This window comes from Nocardioides speluncae (assembly GCF_003121585.1).
In the GTDB taxonomy this organism is placed as follows: Bacteria; Actinomycetota; Actinomycetes; order Propionibacteriales; family Nocardioidaceae; genus Nocardioides; species Nocardioides speluncae.
Map to the genome: position 1 here is coordinate 265,330 of NZ_QEOO01000011.1, position 22,824 is coordinate 288,153.

Consider the following 22,824-nt stretch of genomic DNA (forward strand, 5'->3'; position numbering starts at 1 on the left):
CGCCGCCGACAGTCAGAATGACCCCATGACCGACGCGCTCGAGACCCTCGAAGGCCTCTCCCCCGACGAGTTCAACGCACTGCTTCCCGAGGGGCAGGGCAAGCTCAACGAGAAGATGGGCGTCGAGCTGATCGAGATCTCCGCGGCCCGGGTCGTCGCCACCATGCCGGTCGAGGGCAACACCCAGCCCTACGGCCTGCTGCACGGCGGCGCGTCCGTCGTACTTGCCGAGACGCTGGGCTCGGTCGGCTCCGCCATCCACGCCTATCCGGACCGGCTGTCGGTCGGCGTGGACATCAATGCCACGCATCACCGCGCGGCCAGGTCGGGCCTGGTCACCGGCGTGGCCACCGCGATCCACCTGGGCCGCTCGACGGCGTCGTACGAGGTGGTGATCAGCGACGACCGCGGCAAGCGCGTGTGTACGGCGCGGATCACCTGCGCACTGGTGCCCGCCGAGAAGATCGCTCGCTAGCCGGCCGAGTCAGCCGGGGCTCGGCGCGCGCTTGCGGGCCGAGCGGCGGGCGGCGACGACCTGGCTGAGGTTGCTGCGGCCGGCGGCACCGCGCCGCGCGGGCCGCTGTGACAGCTTGCTGCGCAGGTTGTGGGTGGTGGTCACCCGCAGTACCGCCTGCGGCAGGAAGGACAGCCTGGCCAGGAACCGGTTGGCGTCGCGCAGCGTCATCGGCGAGGCGCAGGCGACCTGGCTGATGCCGAGCTGCTCGGCGAAGATCACCGAGCTCTCCAGCAGCGCCGTACCGACGCCATGCCGGCGGTACTCCGGCACCACCTTCGGCGAGTGAGCGTTGACCACCCGCTCCAGGTTCAGCGTGGAGACCGTGGTGGCGGTGAGCAGGATCGCGCCCGCGAAGACACCGTCGAACTCGGCGACCACGATCCGCTGCAGCGGATCGGTCCTGACCGCGGCGATCACGGTGGCGACGTCACCGAGGTGGACCTCGGCGTCATGGCCGCGCAGCTGCTCGCGCCACAGAAGGGCGAGCTGGGCCGCGTCGTCAGGTACGACGTCGCGCAGTACCAAGGAAAACCTGCTCAACTCAATCCGCCTCCGAGCGCGCCTGGACTCGAGTCGAGTCCTCCTCCAGCCGTCTCCCGAGCCAGCTCCCAAGGGGTGACACTACGCTCAGTGAGCTGAATTGTCAGACAGGCAACTGGAGGGCTGTTGTTGATCGGGATGGGCACCGCCGCGAACGTCGCGGCCGTGCTGGCCGGCACCCTGCTCGGCGTGCTGCTGGGCAACCGGCTGCCGGTCCGGACCCGGGACGTCGTGACCGACGGTCTCGGCCTGGTGACCCTGCTGATCGCAGCCACCTCGGCGATAGCAGTGCTGGACCCCGGCCTGGCTGAGTACGCCGGGTCCAGCGCGCCGATGCTGATCGTGCTCGCCTCACTGGTGCTGGGCGGTGTCGTCGGCTCGCTGCTGCGCATCGAGGACCGGCTGGCGGGGCTCGGCGGCTACCTGCAGCGACTGCTGACCCGCGATTCCGGTACGGCCGGCAGGCAGCGGTTCATCGACGGGTTCATCACCGCCTCGCTCATCTTCTGCACCGGGCCGCTCACCATCCTCGGCTCGCTCAACGACGGGCTCGGCAACGGCGCGGACCAGCTCTACCTGAAGTCCGCGCTGGACGGCTTCGCGGCGATCGCGTTCGCCGCGGCGTTCGGCTGGGGCGTCGGCGCCAGCGTGGTCACGATCGTGGTGGTGCAGGGCGGGCTGACCGTGGTCGGCGCCGCGCTCGGCGACGTACTCCCGGACCCACATCTGACCGCGATCACGGCCACCGGGGGCCTGCTGCTGGTCGGTGTCGCACTCCGCCTTCTTCGCATCCGGGAGATACCGGTCGCCGACCTGCTGCCGGCTCTGCTGATCGCGCCCATCCTGGTCGAGGTCATCGGCGCTTCTCGTTGACGAGTTATCCACAGGTCGGCAATTGCGTCTGGTGACCCAACTACAGCGTCGATAGGGTCGCCACGCCCGAGCGACCGGGCTCGGATAGCGAAAGGATCGACCGATGTTCAAACAGATCCACAGGGGTTTCGCGTTAGCAGCGCTGTTCCTTGGCCTACTGGTGGTGGTACCAGTCGCGACAGTGGGTTCGGCTGGGGCCGCCACCTCGGCCGTCGACCGCGCTGCGACCATCTGCAATGCGCACACCTACCACCGCAAGGTAAGGAACATCAAGGGGACGTACAAGTCAGCCGTCCTCACACAGCGGAGAGCGGAGACGTTCCCAGGGCGGACCACCATCCGCGAGGGATCTCTGCATCAGACGAATCGAGTCAAGCGACTTCGAGTCCGTGTCGCACACCTCATCCAGGCTGGGGGCGGCGCCGAAGCCACCCTCAAGAAGGTTGTGAATGTCTTCCTTTCGGCCCACCAAGAGGCGTCGATCCGGGCAACCTTTGCAAACACATTCAGGGAGCGCACCAAGGTACGCCAGAGCGTCAAGATGGTCATCCCAGGCGGCGTCTCGGTGATCTGGTTCCGGGGGTACTCCTTCGCTCACGGAACGCTCAGCATGTCGCGATGCGACGCAATCAACGGTACTGGCGATGGCCGTGTCGTTTGGGAGCGCAAATCATGGACTAGTTACGGCTGGCCCGACGAAGGAGGGCAGCGGTGCGATCTGGCGCCCCGTACACCGGCTGCTCGGGTAGCCAAGGCGCAAGGCTGCATCTGACCTTAAGAGATGCTCGTAAGCCTGAGCCCGTCCACGCCCATGCGTGGGCGGGCTCAGCCTTATGCGTCGGACCGGCGACGGTAGTGGTCAGAGCCCATACTCCCAACTCCGCACCTGACCACGACCACCGCCACCGGCTGCCAACCGCCGGACGGCATCGCCCTCCGTCGCCGTCATGGACGAGGGCAGCCACGTCGGTGAGCATCCGAGTCATGGCAGAAAATCGATGGAGGGTGACTTGTCTGCCACTGGTGGCAGAAACCCGGCTATAGCAGAATTTCTGCCATGGAAACCATCGTCGTTGTTATTGCACTCTTCGCCTTCGCCGCACTGCTGATCCGGTACGGCCGTCACGACCACTTCGCTGGGCCGGGCAACGTTGTCGGTCGCCACGACGAGCTCGGCTCACTGACCGACCGAAGCCGGCTCGTCCACCGAAGCAAGCTCGCCTGACCGCTGGCCGCGGACATGCGCGCTTGGCCCGAACGGGCCCTCACCCGCACTCAGGTCCAGCACGACGTGGCGCGCCCGTCCATTGGACGGGCGCGCCGATTGTCAGACCAAGAGGCCCGCACCGCGGGTGACGGGATCAAGCAACCCCGAGGTATGCCTCACGGATGCTCGGATCCTTCAACAGCTCCTGACCGGGGCCGGTCTTGACGATCTGGCCAGTCTCGAGCACATAGGCGCGGTCGGCCCTCGAGAGCGCCTGCTGAGCGTTCTGCTCGACGACCAGGATGGTCGTGCCTTGATGGGCGATCTCCGCGATGATCGTGAAGATCTGCTGGATCAGCATCGGCGCCAGACCCATCGATGGCTCGTCCAGCAGCAGCAGCTTTGGCCGGGACATGAGCGCCCGACCGATGGCCAGCATCTGCTGCTCGCCACCGGACAGCGTGCCGGCAGTCTGTTTACGGCGCTCCGACAGCCGCGGGAAGAGATCGAAGACGCGCTCGAAGTCCTTCGCCACCGCGGCCTTGTCCCGACGGGTGTAGGCCCCCATGTCGAGGTTCTCCCGCACCGACATGCCCGGGAACACGCCGCGGCCCTCGGGCACCAGACAAAGACCCTTGCGCATCCGTTGGTCGGCTCGCCGCTTGGTGATGTCGACGCCGTCGAACACGATCCGGCCCGAGGACAGGCCACGGATCCCCGAGATCGCCCTCATCGTCGAGGTCTTGCCGGCTCCGTTGGCTCCGATCAGGGCGACCACCTCGCCCTCGGCAACCTCGAGGCTCAAGCCATGAAGGGCCTCGATCTTCCCGTAAGTGAGGACAACATCCTCAAGCTGAAGCAGCATCGTCCGGCTCTCCTAGGTAGGCTGCGATGACCTTCGGGTTGCTTGCGACCTCGCTCGGCAGTCCTTCGGCGATCTTCTGGCCGAACTCGAGCACGACGATCCGGTCAGTAACTCCCATGACGAGTTTCATGTCGTGCTCGATCAGCAGCACGGTGAGGCCGCGGTCCCGGATCCGCCGGATCAGGGCCATCAGGGATTCCTTCTCGGCGGGATTGAAGCCCGCAGCAGGCTCGTCAAGACACAGCAGCTGCGGTTCGGTCGCCATGGCGCGGGCGATCTCCAGCCGGCGTTGGTAACCGTACGGGAGGTTGCGCGCCAGGTCATTGGCGCGGTCGGCAATCCCGACGAACCGGAGAAGCTCCATCGCCTTCTTGCGACCGGCTCGCTCCTCCAGGGTGTGCCGGGATACGCCGAACACCTTTGCGGTGGCACGCCGCAACCGGCTCTGCGCACGGGTCAGCCCAGTCCCTGTTATCTCGGGAAGCTCCTCGGGCTTCGGCCGCACCCGATAGGCCCGGAACAGCGCGCCGAGAACGCTCGTCTTGTGCCGGGCATCGCACCCGACCAGGACGTTCTCCAGGGCCGACATCTCGGGGAACAGCCGGATGTTCTGGAAGGTTCGGGCGATCCCCATCCGGGTGATCTGGTGGCTCTGCCGGCCGCTGACCTGCTTCCCCAGGAAGCGGATGTTGCCCGATGTCGGTGCGTAGACACCGGTCATCGCGTTGAAGCAGGTTGTCTTCCCGGCTCCGTTCGGTCCGATCAGGCCGAGAATCTCGCCTCGCCGAATGTGGAAGTCCACGCCGTTGAGGGCAACCACACCGCCGAACTTCAGCGTGACCTGGTCGACCTCGAGCACCACCTCGTCGTCCGGGGTAGCGTTCGTCTGCTTCTCCAGACTCAGTTCAGACATCGGCAGCGGCCTCCTTCGCCTCGTGTCTACGATCCTCGAACTCTTTGGCGCGCCGGCGGTTCGGCACCAGGCCCTGCGGACGCAGGACCATCACCGCGACCAAGGCGACGCCGAAGGCGAACGGACGCCATTGTTCGAAGCCTCGGAACCGCTCGGGCAGGTAGGTGATGAGGAAGGCGCCGATGAGGACGCCGACCATGTTGCCCGACCCGCCGATAACCACCATCGCAACGAAGAGGAACGACAGGTTCAGACGGAAGCCGTTGGGCTCCACCACACCCTGCTTGCTCGCGAACAGCAGCCCCGCGATGGCGCCGAGGGCCGCCCCGATCGCAAACGCCCAGAGCTTGAACTTGAAGGCGGGCACGCCCATGATCGCGGCCGCGTCCTCGTCCTCCCGGATCGCCAGCCAGGACCGGCCGACGCGGCTGTGCTCGAGTCGGCGAACCGCGAACATCAGCAGGATGAGCACGATAAGCGCCAGCCAGTACCACCGGTGGACGTCGAGCGAGTTGAAGTAGTCGCGCCCATCTTGTTCCGGGCCAGGAGGCTTCGGAATGCCGATGACGCCACTCGGCCCACCGGTGAACTCGGAGTTGCGCAGGATGATGCGGATGATCTCGCCGAAGCCCATGGTCACGATCGCCAGATAGTCACCGCGCAGACGCAGCGTCGGCGCGCCGAGGATGACACCCGCCACCAGGGCGAACGCGATCGCGATGGGGATGCACGCCGCGAACGGGACGGCCCAGCCTTCGGAGAGGTCGAACTTCCGCGCGATCGCCTCGGTCACCGGCGAGCTCGGTGACCCGAAGAGCGCGACCGAGTAGGCGCCGAGCGCGTAGAAGCCGACGTAGCCGAGGTCGAGCAACCCGGCCAGGCCGATCACGACGTTGAGGCCGACCGCCGCGATCATGTAGATCACGATCAGGAACAGCACGCTCGACCAGTCCGTGCCGCCCGCGCCGAGATCGGTACGGATCTGGGCGAACGGCAAGATGTTGAGATAGGGCAGGTAGAAGCAGAACGAAATCAGCGCCAGGACGATCGGGAGCTTCACCCAGATCGGACCGTTGGCCCAGTTGTCGGCGAGGGCCTTGCGGGCGGTGGCGTATCTGTCGAGCAAAGTGGTACTCATGCGCGCGCCTTCCCAAGTGACTCACCGAGGATTCCGGTAGGTCGGAACATCAGCACGGCGATCAAGACCACGAACGCGGTGACGTCCTCCCAGTTGGAGCTGAACAATGTTGACGAGTACACCTCGACCACACCCAGCAGCAGGCCTCCGACCAGGGCCCCACGCAGGTTGCCGATGCCACCGAGGACGGCCGCGGTGAATGCCTTGACGCCGATGAGGAATCCGATGTCGAACTTCGTGATGTCGTACCGCAGCGTGTACAGCATCGCCGCGACCCCAGCCATGGCGCCGCCGAGGACGAACACGAGCATGATCACGCGGTCCTGGTTGACGCCCATCAGTGCCGCCGTATCCGGATCCTGTGCGACTGCCCGGACACCACGCCCCAGTCGGCTGTAGTTCACGAAGAGGTCGAGGAGCACCATCATCAGTACGGCGCCGAAGATCACGATCAGCTGGATGTTGGTGATCGACACGCCGCCGACCGTGAAGAGGACCTTGGTGTCGATCAGGGTCGGGATGCTCACCAGGGCCCGGCCGAACGGCGGCCCGAAGAACTGGCGGAACACATGTCCGAAGAGCTCGACCAGCACCAGTGAGCAACCGATGGCGGTGATCAGGAAGATCAGCGGCGGCGCGTTCTTTTTGCGCAAGGGCCGATAGGCGATCCGCTCGACGGCAAGCGCCGTGCCTGCCGAGGCCAGCGTTGCGGCGATGAGCGCGACGGACGTCGCGAGGATGACCGTGCCCACGCCGGATGCGGCGGTGGCGTTGAAGACGGCGTAGACGCCGAAGACGGTCCAGGTGCCGACCATGAAGACCTCGGAGTGCGCGAAGTTGATCAGGCGCAGGACGCCGTACACCAACGTGTAGCCGAGCGCGACGAGGGCGTAGATCGCGCCCTTGGTGAGGCCGTCGACGGTGTGCGAGCCGAGATTGTCGATCAGGCTGGTGAAATCCATGAACTCTCCCTGGCGTGGACGAGGACGTCCAGGCGGTGGTTGTCACGCCAGGGGGCGGTCAGGAAGGGTCCTGACCGCCCCGCTGGCCATACTGAGTGTGTGCGCTACTTGGGAACTTCCTGGTCGGCCACCAACGCGCCATCGGTGACCTTGTAGGCCCAGATGACCACGTTCTCCTCGGCGACGTCGCCCTTCTCGTCGAACTTGTAGGTCTTGGTCAGACCTTGCCCCTCGTAGGCGTCGACGAACTTCTCGACCGCTTCACGATCCCGGGCACCGTCTGCGAAGGCCGCGAGGAAGATGTTCATCGCGTCGTAGCCCTCGGCCGCGTACGCGCCGGGAGCCTCGCCGTACTCCGCCTCGTAGTCCGCGGCGAAGGTGCCGCCGGCCTCCTCGGCCGGCAGGCAGGGGCAGGTAACGATCGCGCCCTCAGACGCAGCCCCGGCTGCCTTCGGGAAGTCCGCGCCGTACAGGCCGTCCCCGCCGACGAACGGCTCCTCGACACCTGCATCGCGCAGCTGCTTGAGGAACGGGCCGGCCTCCGCGGCGTACCCGGCATAGAAGACCGCGTCCGGAGCTGCGGCCTCGACCTTGGAGACCACGGCAGCGAAGTCCGTCTGGCCTTCCTGCGTCTTGTCGCTGTCGGCGACCAGGTCACCGAGCTCGGTCTTGACCGTGTTCGCGAGCGGCTCGCCGTACGCCGTGGAGTCGTCGACGACGAAGATCTTCTTCGCCTGCAGGACCTCCCTGAGGTAGTTGGCGATCGCTACGCCCTGGACGTCGTCGTAGCCGATGACCCGGTGGAAGACCGATGCCGGGTCCTCGAGGGTCAGGTCGGTCGCGGTCGCCGACTGGCTGATCATGGTCAGGCCGGCGTCATCGAAGATGCCCTTGGTCGCGCGAGTCTCGCCCGAGAACGCCCCACCGATGACCCCGAGGAAGTCCTCGTTGGTCGCCATCTGGGTCGCCGCCGGGGTCGCCTTCGCCGGGTCACCCTCGGTGTCGAACTCCTGGAGCTTGATATCGCAGTCCTCGTTCTCGGCGGACCACTCCGTGAGAGCCATCTTCGCGCCGTTGACCGAGGGGATCACGATGCTGGCATTGCTGCCGCTCAGGGCACCCATGATGCCGATCGTGGCGGCGCAGTCGCCGTCGTCGCCTCCGCCGTTTTCGTCGGTCGTGCCACACGCCGATGCGCTGACCGCAAGCGCCAGGGCAACGGCACTAAACCCAAATCGTGTACTTCGCCTCAAGACGATTACCTCCTGTTGGTCCAGGGAATACACCCAGGACGCTCGTGATGGCTCTGTCGGACGCTTCAGAGCGCAGCCAACCCGCCCACCCCTCGCGTCTCCGAGTCAGCCGCAAGGTACACCTCTTGCGGCCTGTGTGGAAGTTCACTTCGCCGTAGGGCGTCGAAAGAGATGCTGATCCGTTACGGCAGAGGTCTGTCTACGTCCACATTTGTCATAGCGCCACGGGCTTACGACATCGCCGTGCGGATCATCCCGGCACTGCCGCCTGCCATACCCGGCCAGACTTGGCGTCGTCGGCGAGGAGCAGGACCTCGTCGCCGGAGATGCGAGCGATCAGGACCTGCTCACCGGCGGTCTCGGGCTGCACGGGCGTGTCGAGCATCGACCAGTGAGCACCCGCGTCGGGCGAGCCCCACAGGGCATACTGCCTGCCGTCGCTCGCCGAAGCCAGCACCAGTCGGTCCGCGACGGCTAGCGCGCTCACGAACGGAGCGGCCGTGATGTCATCGTCGATGTGCCCGAACACGGGACCGGACCGCCATCGGCCGCCGGTCTCGCGCCAGGTCCCGAATCGGCTGCCCTTGACGCCCACGGCAAGCTGCCCGTCCGCGATCGGTGTCACCCGCTGCAGCTCGGCGAACTCCTCGTCGTACGGCACCTTGACGCGACGCCAGGCGACGCCGTCCGTCGAGACCCACGCCATCGGCACTCTGGGCACTCGGCCTTGCCGCTGCGCGCCACCGACCACGGTCCAGGCGCCCCCGGCGGCATAAGTCGCATCGACGGCGAAGGTGTCGAGCTCCGCGTCGCGTCGCAGTGCCGGGTCGTCGTCAACGAGCCGGAACGCTCGGGCGTCGGGCGACGTCCACACCGCTGCCCCGCTGAACCGGTTGCCGACGATCAGCCAGCCCGGTGGCCCTGCTACCAGCCTCCCGACGTTGACTGCATGCGGCCCGCCGTACAGCTCGAACGGGGCAGTCACGCTCTCGAAGGAGCCGTCCGCCAGCTGGCGCCAGGTGCTCACCCGCGGGTTGCCGTGTGCGCCGCCTTCCTTGGCGCCGATCATGGCGACCTCGCCGCTCCGGCACGCGACCGAGTAGATCACGTTGCGCCTCGCCCAGTAGCTGCGCGGACGCATCACCAGGGCCGTCCACGCCTGACCGTCCGCGCTGCGCCAGGCAGCTGGGCGACTCTCACCGGGACCTGCGAACACCGCGCCGACGACGTACCACTGCTCGCCACACCGTGCGGCGTCGCGGACCGCAACCCGGCCGGCTTGCCCACCAGGCATGGACAGGCTCGTCTCGGTCCACTCCAGCGAGGGCGCCGCCGGCGGATCTTCCTCGGCGTCGGTGCAGGCGGCGGCCATCAGCAGCAACAGGACCGCACCGATCGCTCTCCGCACGGACTCGACCCTAGCGACCAAGGTCTAGCCTGCGGACCCTCCTACACCCGGGCCGTGCTCGACGACGCCGTCCGCGACCTGGCGCATCGACAGCCGAAGGTCCATCGCGGTCTTCTGGATCCACCGGAACGCGTCCGGCTCGCTGAGCCCGAGATCCTTCTGCAGGACGCCCTTCGCGCGGTCGACCGCCTTGCGGGTCTCCAAACGGTCGGCGAGGTCGGCGACCTCCTTCTCGAGCGTGGCCAGCTCGGTGAACCGGCTGACCGCCATCTCGATCGACGGCACCAGGTCCTGCTTGGTGAACGGCTTGACCAGGTACGCCATCGCCCCGGCATCGCGTGCCCGCTCCACGAGGTCGCGCTGTGAGAACGCGGTCAGGATCACCACCGGCGCGATCCGCTGCTCAGCGATCCGCTCCGCGGCGGCAATGCCGTCCAGCTTCGGCATCTTCACGTCGAGGATCACCAGGTCCGGCCGAAGCTCCTCGGCGAGCTCGACGGCCCGCTCGCCGTCCGCGGCCTGGCCGACCACGTCGTACCCCTCCTCGGCGAGCATCTCGGCGAGGTCCATCCGGATCAGTGCCTCGTCCTCGGCAATGAGGACCCGGCGGCTGCTGCTGTCGTCGACTGGCTGGCTCACGGGACACAGGCTAGTCGTTCGCCCCGCGCGCGGCGGCAGTCCAATGCGGTACGTCGCCGCGCGTACAGGTACGGTTTTCTCTGCCAGCCCCGGTAGACCAACTGGCAGAGTCGATGCTCTCAAACAGCATTCAGTGTGGGTTCGAATCCCACCCGGGGTACCCAACCGAGGTCCGAATGTCGGTGCCGTCACCGAGGCTGTCGCCATGTACGGGGATGCTGTTCGCCGCGAGGCTCGACGCTTGCTCGAGGGCGGCGCCACTCTGTCCGAGGCCAGTCGCCGCCTCGGCGTCAGCCGGTCGACGCTTCGCGACTGGCGTGCCCGCCCGAGCCGGCCGCGGGCCGGCCGATGCTCGCTGTGCGACGACGCCCCGCTGGACCGTCCGGCGTACGCCGCTCTGCTCGGCTACTACCTCGGTGACAGGTGCATCTCCCGCGCAGCGCGCTACTTCGCCCTCCGGGTCTCGTGCGACGCCTCCTACCAGCAGATCGTCGCCGACATCGAGCAGGCAATTCACGCGGTTCGTCCCGGCGCTCGGACGTTCCGGGTCTCCGCGCCTGGCGCGATCGTCGTACAGGCGAACTGGCAGCACTGGCCATGCCTGTTCCCACAGCATGGGCCGGGGCGCAAGCACGAACGGCCGATCGTCCTGGAGCCCTGGCAGCGGCGGGTTGCTGAAGCTCATCCAGGAGAGTTCCTGCGCGGACTGTTCCACTCGGACGGCTCGCGGGTGCGCAACTGGACGACCCAAGTGGTTGCCGGCGAGCGTAAGCGATACGACTACCCGCGCTGGCAGTTCACCAATGTCTCGGCCGACATTCGTGAGCTGTGTTGCTGGGCGCTCGATCTGGTCGAGATCCCACGGCGGCAGTCGAACGCCAAGACGATCAGCGTGTCGACGCGGGCCGGGGTGGCTCGACTCGATGAGCTGATCGGGCTGAAACGGTAGACCTCAGGCCAGGTCGTCGAAGGACGGCGGCGCGTGCTGGTCGGTGGCCTTGAAGAGTACGGCGTGCTCGACGCCCATCGCCTTGCCGCTCATCGCGGCGATCTGCGGGATGAAGTCCTTCGGCGCGGGGTGGCCGGGGATCGCCGCGAGGTACTCCTTGTGGGCCTCGAGCGAGGCGACGCCCTTGGCCAGCGGCTCCCCGGTCACGTCGACTCCGTGGGTGGCGTCGGGGCCGAAGGCGCCGACCAGGATCCACCGGGTGCCCCACTTCTCCAGACCTTCGTCGTCGATCTGCTCCGGGAACACCCAGCGCTTGTCGGCGTCGCGGATCGCGTCGATCGCGGCCAGCCCGGCCGCCCGGTGGTCGGCCTGGTTGTAGCCAAGGCCGGGGAACTCGACGTCCCAGGGCCCGACCACCACGGCGTCCGGCCGGAACTGCCTGATCTCGCGGGCGATGTCACGGCGCAGGTCGAGGTTGTAGACCAGCACGCCGTCGGGGTGGTCGAGGACGGTGAGGCGCTCGACCCCGACCGCGGCGCACGCCGCCTCTTGCTCGGCCCGGCGCAGCCGCGCGGTCTCCTCCGGCGGGTTCGGCATCCCGGCCTCGCCGCGGGTGAGCAGCAGGTAGCCGACCTCGGCCCCCTGCGCGATCCACTTGGCGACCGCCGCGGACGTGCCGTACTCGACGTCGTCCGGATGTGCGACCACGCAGAGCACGCGCTCGAAGGTGTCGTCTGGGAGGGCTGGCAGCGTCATGCCGATCAGCATGCCCGACCGACCCGCATGGTGCGACCGGATTTGACCCGTCCCGGGTCGACAGGGGTCGGCTCAGGGGCGGCGGTACGGACGCTGGTGGAGCAGGTGTACGGCGTGGTTGCGGCAGCCGAGCGTCGCGAACCGGACGAACCGCGAGCGGGTGGCGTTCGGGACGTAGACCCGGAAGCCGTCCGCCCGGGCCCGCTTGCAAGTCCGGGCCGGGTAGGTCTCGGCGGTCGCCAGCCGGACCGGGCTGACCAGCCGCTGGCCGGGGCGCACGACGTACGACCTCACCGCGTCCCGCTGCTCGCGGACGGCGGACCGGCCGATCTGGGTGCCGTCGCCGTCGCCGACGTACGAGATGCCGCCGTAGCCGCCGGTCAAGCACGCGTGACCGGACACGTTGGTCAGCCGCATCCGGCGTAGGTGCTGCCGGCACCGGCGTCGGTGGCTACGAAACCCTCGGCGAGGTCGGCGTTCGTGCAGCGTGGCGTCGCGGCCGGCGTAGCTGCGGTCGTTTCAGCGCATCGAGCGGTACGCCGGAGCGACCTCGTTGATCGCGTCGCCCATCCGGTGGATCCGCAGCGCGTTCGTCGAGCCGGGGATGCCGGGCGGGCTGCCCGCGACGACCACCACCAGGTCACCCTCGTGCACCCGCCCGATCTGCAGCAGCTGCTCGTCGACCTGGCGCACCATCTGGTCGGTGTGCTCGACCGAGACCGTCTTGAAGGTCTCCACGCCCCAGGTCATCGACAGCTGCGAGCGGGTCGCGGCCTCCGGCGTGAACGCGAGGATCGGGGTGGTCGCCCGCAGCCGGGACAGCCGGCGCGCGGAGTCACCGCTCTGGGTGAACGCGACCAGGTACTTGGCGCCGACACGCTCCGCCACCTCGGCCGCGGCCTTGGAGATGACGCCGCCGCGGGTCCGCGGGTTCCACTCGATCTTGGCCATCCGGTCCAGGTGCTGCTCGGTCGCCTCCACGATCTTGGCCATGGTCTGCACGGTCTGGATGGGGTACTCCCCCACGCTGGTCTCGCCGGACAGCATCACCGCGTCGGCGCCGTCCAGCACCGCGTTGGCGACGTCGGACGCCTCGGCGCGGGTGGGCGCCGGCGCGGCGATCATCGACTCCAGCATCTGGGTCGCCACGATCACCGGCTTGGCGTTGCGGCGGGCCTTCTCGATGACCTGCTTCTGCAGGAACGGGACCTCCTCGAGCGGACACTCCACGCCGAGGTCACCGCGCGCCACCATGAACCCGTCGAAGGCGTCGATCAGCTCGTCGAGGTTCTCGATCGCCTGGGGCTTCTCGATCTTGGCGATGACCGGGATCCGGACGCCTTCTTCGGCCATGATCCGGCGTACGTCGTCGGCGTCGGACGCCGAGCGCACGAACGACAGCGCGATGAAGTCGACCGACAGGTGCAGCGCCCAGCGCAGGTCCTCGACATCCTTCTCCGACAGCGCCGGCACCGACACCGCAACCCCGGGCAGGTTGATGCCCTTGTGGTCGCTGACCCTGCCGGCGACGACGACCTCGGTGTGTACGTCGTGACCCTCGACGCCGACCACCTTCAGCCGGACCTTGCCGTCGTCGATCAGCAGCGGGTCCCCGACCGACACGTCGCCGGGCAGCCCGTCGTACGTCGTACCGGACTCGTCGGCATTGCCGAGGATGTCGCGAGTGGTGATGGTCCAGGACTGGCCCTTGGCCAGCTCGACCGGCCCGTCCGCGAACCGGCCGAGCCGGATCTTCGGCCCCTGCAGGTCGGCGAAGATGCCGACTCCGTGGCCGGTCGCATCGCTGGCCTCACGGACCAGCCGGTAGGCACGCTCGTGGTCGGCATGGGTGCCGTGGCTCATGTTGAGCCGGGCGACATCCATGCCGGAGTCGACAAGCTCTCGGATCCGCTCGGGAGTCGCCGTCGCCGGACCGAGGGTGCACACGATCTTTGCTCTTCGCACACCACGACCCTACTTCCTGGATCGTTAAAACCGCCGCAAACAACCAGCGTCGAGACGGCGCCAGTTTGTGCGAGACCCGGTCAAGTCGGCGCGGCAGTTTCACTAGGTACCTAGTGAAGCTGTCCCAACCCGTCGGAAACTTCGCGCGGGCCGGGACAAATTCACTAGGTACCTAGTGAAACTGCCGGCCAAGTCAGACCGTCAGCGGCCTGGCTGTCGGCGGGATGGGGGCCGGGAGGGCGGTGGAGCCGGTGAGGAACTCGTCGACCGCGGCGGCGGCGGCGCGTCCCTCGGCGATCGCCCAGACGATCAGCGACTGGCCGCGGCCGGCGTCGCCGGCGACGTACACGCCGTCGACCGACGACTTGTACTTCCCGTCGCGCGCCACGTTGCCGCGCGCGTCCAGCTCGACGCCGAGCTGCTCGATCAGGCCCGCCTTCTCAGGTCCGGTGAAGCCCATTGCGAACAGCACCAGCTCGGCCGGGATCTCGCGCTCGGTGCCCTCGACCTCGTTGAACTTCCCGCCCTCGAAGACCACGTCGACCAGGCGGAGCGCCCGGACGTTGCCGTCGGCGTCGCCGAGGAACTCCTTGGTGGACACGGCGTACACGCGGTCGCCGCCCTCCTCGTGGGCCGAGGAGACCCGGAAGATCATCGGGTACGACGGCCACGGCTGGCCCGCGGGTCGTGCCTCCGGCGGCTCCGGCATGATCTCGAGCTGGGTGACCGAGGCGGCGCCCTGGCGGTGCGAGGTGCCGAGGCAGTCCGCGCCGGTGTCGCCGCCGCCGATGATCACAACGTTCTTGCCGGTGGCCAGGATCTGGTCCTCGACATCTTCGCCGAGCGAGGTCCGGTTGGCCTGCGGCAGGAACTCCATCGCCTGGTGGATGCCACCGAGCTCGCGCCCGGTGACCGGCAGGTCCCGGGCCTCGGTGGCGCCGACGGCGAGGACGACGGCGTCGTACCGCTCCTTCAGCTGGGTTCCGGTGAGCTCGGCGCCGACATCGATGCCGGCCCGGAAAATGGTGCCCTCGCGGCGCATCTGCTCCAGCCGCTGGTCGAGGTGCTTCTTCTCCATCTTGAACTCGGGGATGCCGTAGCGGAGCAGGCCGCCGATCTTGTCGGCGCGCTCGTAGACCGCGACGGTGTGCCCGGCCCGGGTGAGCTGCTGCGCGGCGGCCAGGCCGGCTGGCCCGGAGCCGACGACGGCCACGGTCTTTCCGGACAGCCACTCCGGCGGCTGCGGTCGGACGAAGCCGGACTCCCAGGCACGGTCGATGATCGAGACCTCGACGTTCTTGATCGTCACCGGGTCCTGGTTGATGCCGAGCACGCAGGCGGTCTCGCACGGCGCCGGGCACAGCCGCCCGGTGAACTCCGGGAAGTTGTTGGTCGCGTGCAGCCGGTCGATCGCGCCGTCCCAGTCGTTGCGCCAGACCAGGTCGTTCCACTCGGGGATGATGTTGCCGAGCGGGCAGCCCTGGTGGCAGAACGGGATGCCGCAGTCCATGCAGCGGCCGGCCTGCTTGCTGATGATCGGCAGCAGCGCCCGGCCGGCGCTGCCCGGGTAGACCTCGTTCCAGTCCTGGACCCGCTCCTCGACCGGGCGTCGGGTCGCCACCTCGCGCCCGTGCTTCAGGAATCCCTTCGGGTCAGCCATGGAGCACCTCCATAATCCGCGCGGCGGCCTCGTCCTCGTCGAGGCCCTCCTCCAGGGCCTCCTCGCGGGCCTCGAGCACCCGCTTGTAGTCGCTCGGCATCACCTCGGTGAACCGGCCCAGCGCGGCGGCCCAGTCGGCGATCAGCGCCTCGGCGACCGGCGAGCCGGTCTCCTCGAAGTGGCGTGTGACCAGGTCGTACAGCTCGTCGGCGGCCTTGCCCTCGACCTTGCCGAGCTCGACCAGCTCCGGGTTGACCCGGCCCTCGTCGAGGTCGAGCACGAACGCGTAGCCGCCGGACATGCCGGCCGCGAAGTTGCGGCCGGTCGGGCCGAGGATCACGGCCCGGCCGCCGGTCATGTACTCGCAGCCGTGGTCGCCGACACCCTCGACCACGGTGGTGGCACCGGAGTTGCGGACGCAGAACCGCTCCCCCACCTGCCCGCGCAGGAAGATCTCGCCGGAGGTCGCGCCGTACGCGATCGTGTTGCCGGCGATGATCTGCTCCTCGGCCGCGAACGTCGCCGTCCGCGCCGGTCGGACGACCAGCCGGCCGCCGGACAGGCCCTTGCCGACGTAGTCGTTGGCGTCGCCCTCCAGCCGCAGCGTGACCCCGCGCGGCACGAACGCGCCGAACGACTGGCCGGCGGAGCCCGTGAAGGTGATGTCGATGGTGCCCTCGGGCAGACCTTCACCGCGGTACCGCTTGGTCACCTCGTGACCGAGGATGGTGCCGACGGTGCGGTTGACGTTGCGGATCTCGACCTGCGCCCGCACCGGCTCGCCGCGCTCCAGCGCCGGCTCGGCGATCCGCACCAGCTCGTTGTCGAGCGCCTTGTCCAGGCCGTGGTCCTGCGTCTTGGTGCAGTGCCGGTCCTGGCCAGGGAAGAGGCTGACGTCGGGCATGTGCAGGATCGGCGTCAGGTCCATCCCGGCCGCCTTCCAGTGCGTGACCGCCCGCTCCACGTCGAGTGCGTCGGCCTGGCCGATCGCCTCGTCGACCGTGCGGAAGCCCAGTGACGCGAGCAGCTCGCGGACCTCCTCGGCGACGTACTCGAAGAAGTTCACGACGTACTCGGCCTTGCCGGTGTACCGCTCGCGCAGCACCGGGTTCTGGGTTGCGACGCCGACAGGACAGGTGTCGAGGTGGCAGACCCGCATCATGATGCAGCCGGAGACCACCAGCGGCGCGGTCGCGAAGCCGAACTCCTCGGCACCCAGCAGCGCCGCGATCACCACGTCCCGGCCGGTCTTGAGCTGGCCGTCGGTCTGGACGACGATCCGGTCCCGCAGGCCGTTGAGCAGCAGCGTCTGCTGGGTCTCGGCCAGGCCGAGCTCCCACGGACCGCCGGCGTGCTTGAGCGAGGTCAGCGGGGAGGCGCCAGTGCCGCCGTCGTGCCCGGAGATGAGTACGACGTCCGCGTGCGCCTTGCTGACACCCGCGGCGACCGTGCCGACGCCGACCTCGGAGACCAGCTTCACGTGGATCCGAGCCGACGGGTTGGCGTTCTTGAGGTCGTGGATCAGCTGCGCCAGGTCCTCGATCGAGTAGATGTCGTGGTGTGGCGGCGGGCTGATCAGGCCAACGCCCGGCGTGGAGTACCGGGTCTTGGCCACCCACGGGTAGACCTTGTGGCCGGGCAGCTGGCCGCCCTCGCCGGGCTTGGCGCCCTGAGCCATCTTGATCTGGATGTCGTCGGAGTTGGTGAGGTACTCGCTCGTGACGCCGAAGCGCCCCGAGGCGACCTGCTTGATCGACGAGCGCCGCTCCGGGTCGTAGAGGCGGTCCGGGTCCTCGCCGCCCTCACCGGTGTTGGACTTGCCGCCCAAGCGGTTCATCGCGATCGCGAGGGTCTCGTGGGCCTCCTGCGAGATCGAGCCGTAGGACATCGCGCCGGTCGAGAACCGCTTCACGATCTCCGAGACCGGCTCCACCTCGTCGATGCCGATCGGCTGCCGACCACTCGCCTCGGCGTCCTTGAACCGGAACAGCCCGCGCAGCGTCATCAGCCGCTCCGACTGCTCGTCGACGGCCTGGGAGTACTGCTTGAAGATGTCGTAGCGACCGCTGCGGGTGCTGTGCTGGAGCCGGAAGACAGTCTCCGGGTCGAACAGGTGCGGCTCGCCGTCGCGGCGCCACTGGTACTCGCCGCCGATCACCAGCTCCCGGTGCGCCGGGACGATGCCGCCACGCGGGTACGCCGTGGCGTGCCGGCGCGCGACCTCCTCCGCGATCGTGTCCAGCCCGATCCCGCCGAGCTTGGAGGTGGTGCCGGTGAAGTATTTGTCGACGACGGTCTGGGAGAGGCCGACCGCCTCGAAGATCTGCGCACCGGTGTACGACGCCACCGTGGACACGCCCATCTTCGACATCACCTTGAGCACGCCCTTGCCGAGCGCCTTGATCAGGTGCTTGACGGCGGTCTCGCCGTCGGTCTTGACGTAGTAGCCCTCGCGCGCGAGGTCCTCGACCGACTCCATCGCGAGGTACGGGTTGACCGCGGCCGCGCCGTACCCGACCAGCAGCGCGACGTGGTGGGTCTCGCGGACGTCGCCGGCCTCGACCAGCAGCCCGACCCGGGTCCGGGTCTTCTCCCGGACCAGGTGGTGGTGGACCGCGCCGGTCAGCAGCAGCGACGGGATCGGCGCCAGCTCGGCGGTGTGGTGCCGGTCGGAGAGCACGATGATCCGCGCTCCCCCCGCGATCGCCTCGCTGACCTCCTCGCAGATCTCCTCGATCTTCGCCGCCATCGCGGCGCCGCCGCCGGAGACGTCGTACAGACCGCGCGCGACGTGGGTGATGAAGCCCGGCATGTCGCCGTCGCGGTTGATGTGCCGGATCTTGGCCAGGTCGTCGTTGCTGATCACCGGGAACGGCAGCACCACCTGGCGACACGACGCCGGCGTGGGCTGCAGAAGGTTCGCCTCGGGCCCGATCGAGCCGTTCAGCGAGGTGACCAGCTCCTCGCGGATCGCGTCCAGCGGCGGGTTGGTGACCTGGGCGAACAGCTGGCTGAAGTAGTCGAACAGCAGCCGCGGCTTCTCGCTCAGCGCCGCGATCGGGGTGTCGGTGCCCATCGAGCCGATCGGCTCGAAGCCGGTGTTGGCCATCGGCGTGAGCAGGACCCGCAGCTCCTCCTCGGTGTAGCCGAAGACCTGCTGCCGGCGGGTGACCGAGGCGTGGGTGTGGACGACGTGCTCGCGGCCGTGGATGTCGTCGAGGTGGATCAGGCCGGCGTGCAGCCACTCGTCGTACGGGTGCTCGGCGGCCAGCTCGGACTTGATCTCCTCGTCCTCGATGATCCGGTGCTCGTCGGTGTCGACAAGGAACATCCGGCCCGGTTGCAGCCGGCCCTTGCGGACCACCGTCGCCGGGTCGAGGTCGAGTACGCCGACCTCGGAGGCGAGGACGACCAGGCCGTCGTCGGTGACCCAGTAGCGCGACGGGCGCAGGCCGTTGCGGTCGAGCACCGCGCCGATCTGGGAGCCGTCGGTGAAGACCACGCAGGCCGGGCCGTCCCACGGCTCCATCATCGTGGCGTGGAACTGGTAGAAGGCGCGCCGCTTGGCGTCCATCTCGGCGTGGTTCTCCCACGCCTCCGGGATCATCATGAGTACGGCGTGCGGCAGCGACCGGCCGCCCATGTGCAGCAGCTCCAGCACCTCGTCGAAGGAGGCGGAGTCGCTAGCGCCGGGGGTGCAGATCGGGTAGATCCGCTCCAGGTCGCCCGGGATCAGGTCGCTGTCGAGCAGCGCCTCGCGGGCCCGCATCCAGTTGCGGTTGCCCATCACGGTGTTGATCTCGCCGTTGTGCGCGATGAACCGGAACGGGTGCGCCAGCGGCCAGCTCGGGAAGGTGTTGGTGGAGAAGCGCGAGTGCACCACGCACAGCGCGGACGCGATCCGCTCGTCGACCAGGTCCGGGAAGAACTTGTCGAGCTGGTCGGTGGTGAGCATGCCCTTGTAGGCCAGCGTGCGGCTGGACAGCGACGGGAAGTAGACGTCGGTCTCGTGCTCGGCGCGCTTGCGCAGCACGAACGCCAGCCGCTCCAGGGCCATGCCGGTGACCTTGCTGCCGGTGCCGGTGACGAAGACCTGCGCGAACTGCGGCATCACCGAGCGCGCGGTCTCACCGAGGGAGTCCGGGTCGACCGGCACCTCGCGCCAGCCGACGACGGTCAGCCCCTCCTCGCCGGCGATCTCCTCGATCCGGCGGCGGGTCTTGGCGACCTCCTCGGCGTCCCCGGGCAGGAACGCGGTGCCGACGGCGTACCGGTGCTGCGCGGGCAGCTCGAAGCCGGCCTCCTGGGCGACCTCGCGGAGGAAGGCGTCGGGGACCTGCATCAGGATGCCGGCGCCGTCGCCCGAGTTGGGCTCGGCACCCGCGGCTCCGCGGTGCTCCAGGTTGCGGAGCGCGGTGAGCGCCTTGGCAACGATGTCGTGGCTGGCAACGCCGGTCAGGGTCGCAACAAAGGCCACACCACATGCGTCGTGCTCGTGGCGGCCGTCGTACAACCCCTGTGGCGGCGGGAACGCGTGCATAGCTGGCACGGGGCATTCTCCCGTCGTCGTCTGCGCCCGAGCGCGTTACGCCGTACGGCGTTCCGGCAGGGCGGTCTGGCAAAGCAGGTCAAGCGTGCTGGCAGGGGACGACATTGGCCCAAGCGGAGAGGCCAGGCTACCACCCGGTTAGGTCCCGACCCGGCGCCTGACCACCCCGGACCAGCGCGTGAGATAGGCCTCAGCCATGCTGCTTGACCTGGCTAGACCTGGGTGCCGACAGCCGCGCCGACGCCGTACGTCGCCGCGAACGCGGCCGCGCCGAGCAGGGCCTGGCGCAGCCCGCCGTACCACCAGCTGCGGGAGGTCACCCGGGTGACGACGGCGCCGCAGACGAACAGGGCAACCAGCGTCAGCAGGATCGCCGGCCAGAGCGCCTCGGCGCCGAGCAGATACGGCAGCACGGGAACCGCCGCGCCCAGGGCGAAGGACACGAACGACGAGCCTGCTGCCACCAGCGGCGAGGGCAGGTCGTCGGCGTCGATGCCGAACTCCTCGCGAGCGTGTACGGCGACCGCATCGTCGAGGTCGCGGTGGACCTGCTGGGCGACCTCCGCGGCGAGGTCCGGGTCGATCCCCTTGTCGACGAACATCGCCGCGAGCTCGGCCTTCTCGCCGACCGGGTTCTCGATGATCTCGCGGCGCTCCTTGGCGATCTCCCGCTCGGCGGACTCAGCCTGGCTGGCGACCGAGGCGTACTCCCCCGCCGCCATCGAGAACGCGCCTGCGGCCAGACCGGCCAGGCCGGCGAGCACGATCGTGGAGGTGTCCTCGGCGCCGCGGGTACCGCCCGCCACGCCCGCGATCAGCGCCGCGTTGGAGACCAGCCCGTCCATCGCCCCGAACACCGCCGGCCGCAGCCAGCCGCCGGTGACGTCCGCGTGCTCGTGGTTGATCTCGGGAGCGTCGGTGCCCGTCATGGCACGAACGCTAGTCCCCCGACGTGCTCTCGACCTTCTTCTCGACCTCGGTTTCGTCGGCCTCGTCGTCGGCCTCGTCCTCGTCGGCGGCCTCGTCCTCGTCGGCGGCCTCGTCCTCGTCGGCTCCGTCCTCATCGTCGTGCTTGACGAGGTCGACCTTGTCGCCGTCACCGGCGGGCGGACCGTCGACGTACATGCTCTCCTCGCGGCCGGGCCGGTTGAGCGTCGCCCAGGCGAAGTACGCCGCAGCGAGGGCGAACAGCACGATCGAGGTCCACACGTTGAGCCGGAGCCCGAGGACGTCGCCGTGCTGGACCTCGTCGATCCGGAGGTTCTCGATCCAGCCGCGGCCGGCGGTGTAGCCCATGACGTACAGCGCCAGCACCTTGCCGTAGCCCAGCTTGAACCGCCGATCGGCCCAGATCAGCAGGCCGAAGATGCCGAGGTTCCAGACGCACTCGTAGAGGAAGGTCGGGTGGAAGGTGTCGAAGTCCTCGTAGCCTTCCGGCCGCTTGCCGAGCGCGATCTCCAGGCCCCATGGCCGGTCGGTCGGCTTCCCGAACAGCTCCTGGTTGAACCAGTTGCCCCAGCGGCCGATCGCCTGCGCCACGAGCACGCCGGGCGCCAGCGCGTCCATCAGGGGCAGTACCCGGATCTTGCGGATCTTGGCGAAGATCCATACGCCCAGTGCGCCGCCGATGATCGCGCCCCAGACGCCGAGACCGCCGCGCCAGATGTACAGCGCGGTGATCGGGCTCTCGCCCTCCCCGAAGTACTGGTTGCTGTCGGTGAGCACGTGGTAGATCCGGCCGCCGACCAGCCCGAACGGCACCGCCCAGATCGCCAGGTCCTGCACCTCGCCGTACCGGCCGCCGCGCGCCTTCCAGCGCCGCTCGCCGATCCAGATCGCGATGATGACGCCGAGGATGATGCTCAGCGCGTAGCCGCGGATCGGGACCGGCCCGAGGTGCCAGACACCCTGGCTCGGACTGGGGATCGACAGCACCGTGACCAGGGGTGTGGCCAGCAGGTCGGTCAGCATCGTGGTTTCCTCACTCGATCAGGACTTGAGTTCAGGGCTTGAGGTTCAGGGCGGGGCCGTCACCGGCCAGCAGGACCGCGAGGTCGTCCGCGAACTGCGCCGCGGAGGTTTCCTCGGTCCAGAGGATAGGGGCCTTGTCGTCGGAGCCGATGCCGACCACGTGGGTGCTGTGCGCGACGTCGTAGCCGCCGCTGGGCAGTTTCTCGCCCTTCTCGACGGCCACGGCGAGCGGCTTCGCGATCTCGATGATGGTGTCCAGGTCGCCGGTCAGCCCGACGTAGGACTCGTCGTAACGGTCCAGGTAGTCGCGCAGCACCTGCTCGGTGTCGCGGGTCGGGTCGGTGGTCACGAAGACCACCTCCACCTGGTCGCTGACGTCCTCGTCCAGCCGAGTCAGTCCGGAGGTCAGCGAGGACATCACGATGTGGCAGATGTCGGGGCAGTTGACGAAGCCGAAGAAGACCAGCGTGAGCCGCTTGTCGGTGTCGCCGGCCAGTGAGTACGGCGCGCCGCCGGTGTCGGTCAGCGGCGTGGTCGGCACGGTGTAGGGGCGGTCGAGGACCGCGCCGTACATGCCGTCGGTGTCGCCGCCGCTGAACTGCATGCCGTCGTCCGGCTCGGACGAGCAGGCAGTCAGCAGCATTGCGGCGGTCACGAGA

The 22,824-nt window shown here is 68.6% G+C and carries 21 protein-coding genes and 1 tRNA gene; 6 read left to right on the forward strand and 16 right to left on the reverse strand.

Features of this window, described 5'->3' with window-relative positions; translation table 11 throughout:
- Window positions 1–25 precede the first annotated feature (25 nt).
- Window positions 26–475 (forward strand): PaaI family thioesterase, encoded by a 450-nt coding sequence (locus DDV73_RS06130; protein ID WP_109506330.1) that lies wholly within the window; start codon window positions 26–28, stop codon window positions 473–475.
- A gap of 9 nt (window positions 476–484) precedes the next feature.
- On the opposite strand, the gene DDV73_RS06135 is transcribed toward DDV73_RS06130, so the two are convergent.
- Window positions 485–1,057, reverse strand: coding sequence for a GNAT family N-acetyltransferase (locus tag DDV73_RS06135; protein WP_161962295.1), 573 nt, complete (start codon window positions 1,055–1,057; stop codon window positions 485–487).
- A 138-nt stretch (window positions 1,058–1,195) separates the two neighbouring features.
- Here DDV73_RS06135 and DDV73_RS06140 point away from each other — a divergent pair, with 138 nt between their 5' ends.
- The 3 genes from DDV73_RS06140 to DDV73_RS27765 all read left to right on the forward strand — a co-directional run bounded on the left by DDV73_RS06140 (window position 1,196) and on the right by DDV73_RS27765 (window position 3,155).
- Window positions 1,196–1,930: a DUF554 domain-containing protein gene (locus tag DDV73_RS06140; protein WP_240617149.1), complete on the forward strand. Its 735-nt coding sequence runs from the start codon at window positions 1,196–1,198 to the stop codon at window positions 1,928–1,930.
- Window positions 1,931–2,033: 103 nt separating this feature from the next.
- A complete protein-coding gene (locus DDV73_RS27760; protein ID WP_154402627.1) occupies window positions 2,034–2,702 on the forward strand; it encodes a hypothetical protein in 669 nt (222 codons plus the stop codon).
- A gap of 285 nt (window positions 2,703–2,987) precedes the next feature.
- The gene (locus tag DDV73_RS27765; RefSeq protein ID WP_154402628.1) at window positions 2,988–3,155 is read left to right on the forward strand and encodes a hypothetical protein; all 168 of its coding nucleotides are present in this window, start codon (window positions 2,988–2,990) and stop codon (window positions 3,153–3,155) included.
- 136 nt (window positions 3,156–3,291) lie between these two features.
- Here the strand turns inward: DDV73_RS27765 and DDV73_RS06145 are convergent, their stop codons facing one another.
- The 7 genes from DDV73_RS06145 to DDV73_RS06175 form a co-directional block, all read right to left on the reverse strand.
- Window positions 3,292–4,002, reverse strand: coding sequence for an ABC transporter ATP-binding protein (locus DDV73_RS06145; protein WP_109506332.1), 711 nt, complete (start codon window positions 4,000–4,002; stop codon window positions 3,292–3,294).
- Entirely contained in the window at window positions 3,986–4,861 is an 876-nt protein-coding gene (locus tag DDV73_RS06150) for an ABC transporter ATP-binding protein (RefSeq protein WP_206050731.1), read from the reverse strand. The genes DDV73_RS06145 and DDV73_RS06150 overlap by 17 nt, the downstream gene beginning before the upstream one ends.
- Before the next feature lie 46 nt (window positions 4,862–4,907).
- A complete protein-coding gene (locus DDV73_RS06155) occupies window positions 4,908–6,053 on the reverse strand; it encodes a branched-chain amino acid ABC transporter permease (RefSeq protein WP_109506334.1) in 1,146 nt (381 codons plus the stop codon).
- Entirely contained in the window at window positions 6,050–7,015 is a 966-nt protein-coding gene (locus DDV73_RS06160) for a branched-chain amino acid ABC transporter permease (protein WP_109506335.1), read from the reverse strand. Before DDV73_RS06160 ends, DDV73_RS06155 begins: the two co-directional genes overlap by 4 nt.
- A 104-nt stretch (window positions 7,016–7,119) precedes the next feature.
- The gene (locus DDV73_RS06165) at window positions 7,120–8,139 is read right to left on the reverse strand and encodes a branched-chain amino acid ABC transporter substrate-binding protein (RefSeq protein WP_206050732.1); all 1,020 of its coding nucleotides are present in this window, start codon (window positions 8,137–8,139) and stop codon (window positions 7,120–7,122) included.
- A 379-nt stretch (window positions 8,140–8,518) separates the two neighbouring features.
- A complete protein-coding gene (locus DDV73_RS06170) occupies window positions 8,519–9,676 on the reverse strand; it encodes a hypothetical protein (protein ID WP_109506337.1) in 1,158 nt (385 codons plus the stop codon).
- Window positions 9,677–9,700: 24 nt separating this feature from the next.
- Entirely contained in the window at window positions 9,701–10,315 is a 615-nt protein-coding gene (locus tag DDV73_RS06175; RefSeq protein ID WP_276310090.1) for an ANTAR domain-containing response regulator, read from the reverse strand.
- An 86-nt stretch (window positions 10,316–10,401) separates the two neighbouring features.
- On the opposite strand from DDV73_RS06175, the gene DDV73_RS06180 reads away from it, so the two are divergent.
- Together DDV73_RS06180 and DDV73_RS06185 are read left to right on the forward strand one after the other, a co-directional pair.
- Window positions 10,402–10,475 (forward strand) — tRNA-Leu (locus DDV73_RS06180).
- A 45-nt stretch (window positions 10,476–10,520) separates the two neighbouring features.
- Complete coding sequence (locus tag DDV73_RS06185; protein ID WP_109506338.1) at window positions 10,521–11,264, forward strand: helix-turn-helix domain-containing protein; 744 nt, start codon at window positions 10,521–10,523, stop codon at window positions 11,262–11,264.
- A 3-nt stretch (window positions 11,265–11,267) separates the two neighbouring features.
- Here DDV73_RS06185 and DDV73_RS06190 read toward each other — a convergent pair whose 3' ends face one another.
- The 8 genes from DDV73_RS06190 to DDV73_RS06225 form a co-directional block, all read right to left on the reverse strand.
- A complete protein-coding gene (locus DDV73_RS06190; RefSeq protein WP_109506422.1) occupies window positions 11,268–12,020 on the reverse strand; it encodes a PIG-L deacetylase family protein in 753 nt (250 codons plus the stop codon).
- A gap of 72 nt (window positions 12,021–12,092) precedes the next feature.
- Window positions 12,093–12,437: a DUF4232 domain-containing protein gene (locus DDV73_RS06195; RefSeq protein WP_109506339.1), complete on the reverse strand. Its 345-nt coding sequence runs from the start codon at window positions 12,435–12,437 to the stop codon at window positions 12,093–12,095.
- Between the two features lie 102 nt (window positions 12,438–12,539).
- Complete coding sequence (pyk, locus tag DDV73_RS06200; RefSeq protein ID WP_109506340.1) at window positions 12,540–13,985, reverse strand: pyruvate kinase; 1,446 nt, start codon at window positions 13,983–13,985, stop codon at window positions 12,540–12,542.
- Between the two features lie 193 nt (window positions 13,986–14,178).
- Window positions 14,179–15,645 (reverse strand): glutamate synthase subunit beta, encoded by a 1,467-nt coding sequence (locus tag DDV73_RS06205; RefSeq protein WP_109506341.1) that lies wholly within the window; start codon window positions 15,643–15,645, stop codon window positions 14,179–14,181.
- Window positions 15,638–20,185: a glutamate synthase large subunit gene (gltB, locus tag DDV73_RS06210; protein WP_109506342.1), complete on the reverse strand. Its 4,548-nt coding sequence runs from the start codon at window positions 20,183–20,185 to the stop codon at window positions 15,638–15,640. Before gltB ends, DDV73_RS06205 begins: the two co-directional genes overlap by 8 nt.
- Window positions 20,186–20,406: 221 nt before the next feature.
- Entirely contained in the window at window positions 20,407–21,123 is a 717-nt protein-coding gene (locus tag DDV73_RS06215; protein ID WP_109506343.1) for a VIT1/CCC1 transporter family protein, read from the reverse strand.
- 10 nt (window positions 21,124–21,133) lie between these two features.
- A complete protein-coding gene (lgt, locus tag DDV73_RS06220) occupies window positions 21,134–22,165 on the reverse strand; it encodes a prolipoprotein diacylglyceryl transferase (protein WP_109506344.1) in 1,032 nt (343 codons plus the stop codon).
- A gap of 31 nt (window positions 22,166–22,196) precedes the next feature.
- Entirely contained in the window at window positions 22,197–22,820 is a 624-nt protein-coding gene (locus DDV73_RS06225; RefSeq protein ID WP_240617150.1) for an SCO family protein, read from the reverse strand.
- Window positions 22,821–22,824 lie beyond the last annotated feature (4 nt).

Coding starts and splice junctions, on each gene's coding strand:
- DDV73_RS06130 (WP_109506330.1), top strand. CDS start 26: ATGACCGACGCGCTCGAGACCCTCGAAGGCCTCTCCCCCGACGAGTTC.
- DDV73_RS06140 (WP_240617149.1), top strand. CDS start 1,196: ATGGGCACCGCCGCGAACGTCGCGGCCGTGCTGGCCGGCACCCTGCTC.
- DDV73_RS27760 (WP_154402627.1), top strand. CDS start 2,034: ATGTTCAAACAGATCCACAGGGGTTTCGCGTTAGCAGCGCTGTTCCTT.
- DDV73_RS27765 (WP_154402628.1), top strand. CDS start 2,988: ATGGAAACCATCGTCGTTGTTATTGCACTCTTCGCCTTCGCCGCACTG.
- DDV73_RS06145 (WP_109506332.1), bottom strand. CDS start 4,002: ATGCTGCTTCAGCTTGAGGATGTTGTCCTCACTTACGGGAAGATCGAG.
- DDV73_RS06155 (WP_109506334.1), bottom strand. CDS start 6,053: ATGAGTACCACTTTGCTCGACAGATACGCCACCGCCCGCAAGGCCCTC.
- DDV73_RS06160 (WP_109506335.1), bottom strand. CDS start 7,015: ATGGATTTCACCAGCCTGATCGACAATCTCGGCTCGCACACCGTCGAC.
- DDV73_RS06165 (WP_206050732.1), bottom strand. CDS start 8,139: ATGGGTGCCCTGAGCGGCAGCAATGCCAGCATCGTGATCCCCTCGGTC.
- DDV73_RS06185 (WP_109506338.1), top strand. CDS start 10,521: ATGTACGGGGATGCTGTTCGCCGCGAGGCTCGACGCTTGCTCGAGGGC.
- DDV73_RS06190 (WP_109506422.1), bottom strand. CDS start 12,020: ATGACGCTGCCAGCCCTCCCAGACGACACCTTCGAGCGCGTGCTCTGC.
- DDV73_RS06195 (WP_109506339.1), bottom strand. CDS start 12,437: ATGCGGCTGACCAACGTGTCCGGTCACGCGTGCTTGACCGGCGGCTAC.
- DDV73_RS06205 (WP_109506341.1), bottom strand. CDS start 15,645: ATGGCTGACCCGAAGGGATTCCTGAAGCACGGGCGCGAGGTGGCGACC.
- gltB (WP_109506342.1), bottom strand. CDS start 20,185: ATGCACGCGTTCCCGCCGCCACAGGGGTTGTACGACGGCCGCCACGAG.
- DDV73_RS06215 (WP_109506343.1), bottom strand. CDS start 21,123: ATGACGGGCACCGACGCTCCCGAGATCAACCACGAGCACGCGGACGTC.
- lgt (WP_109506344.1), bottom strand. CDS start 22,165: ATGCTGACCGACCTGCTGGCCACACCCCTGGTCACGGTGCTGTCGATC.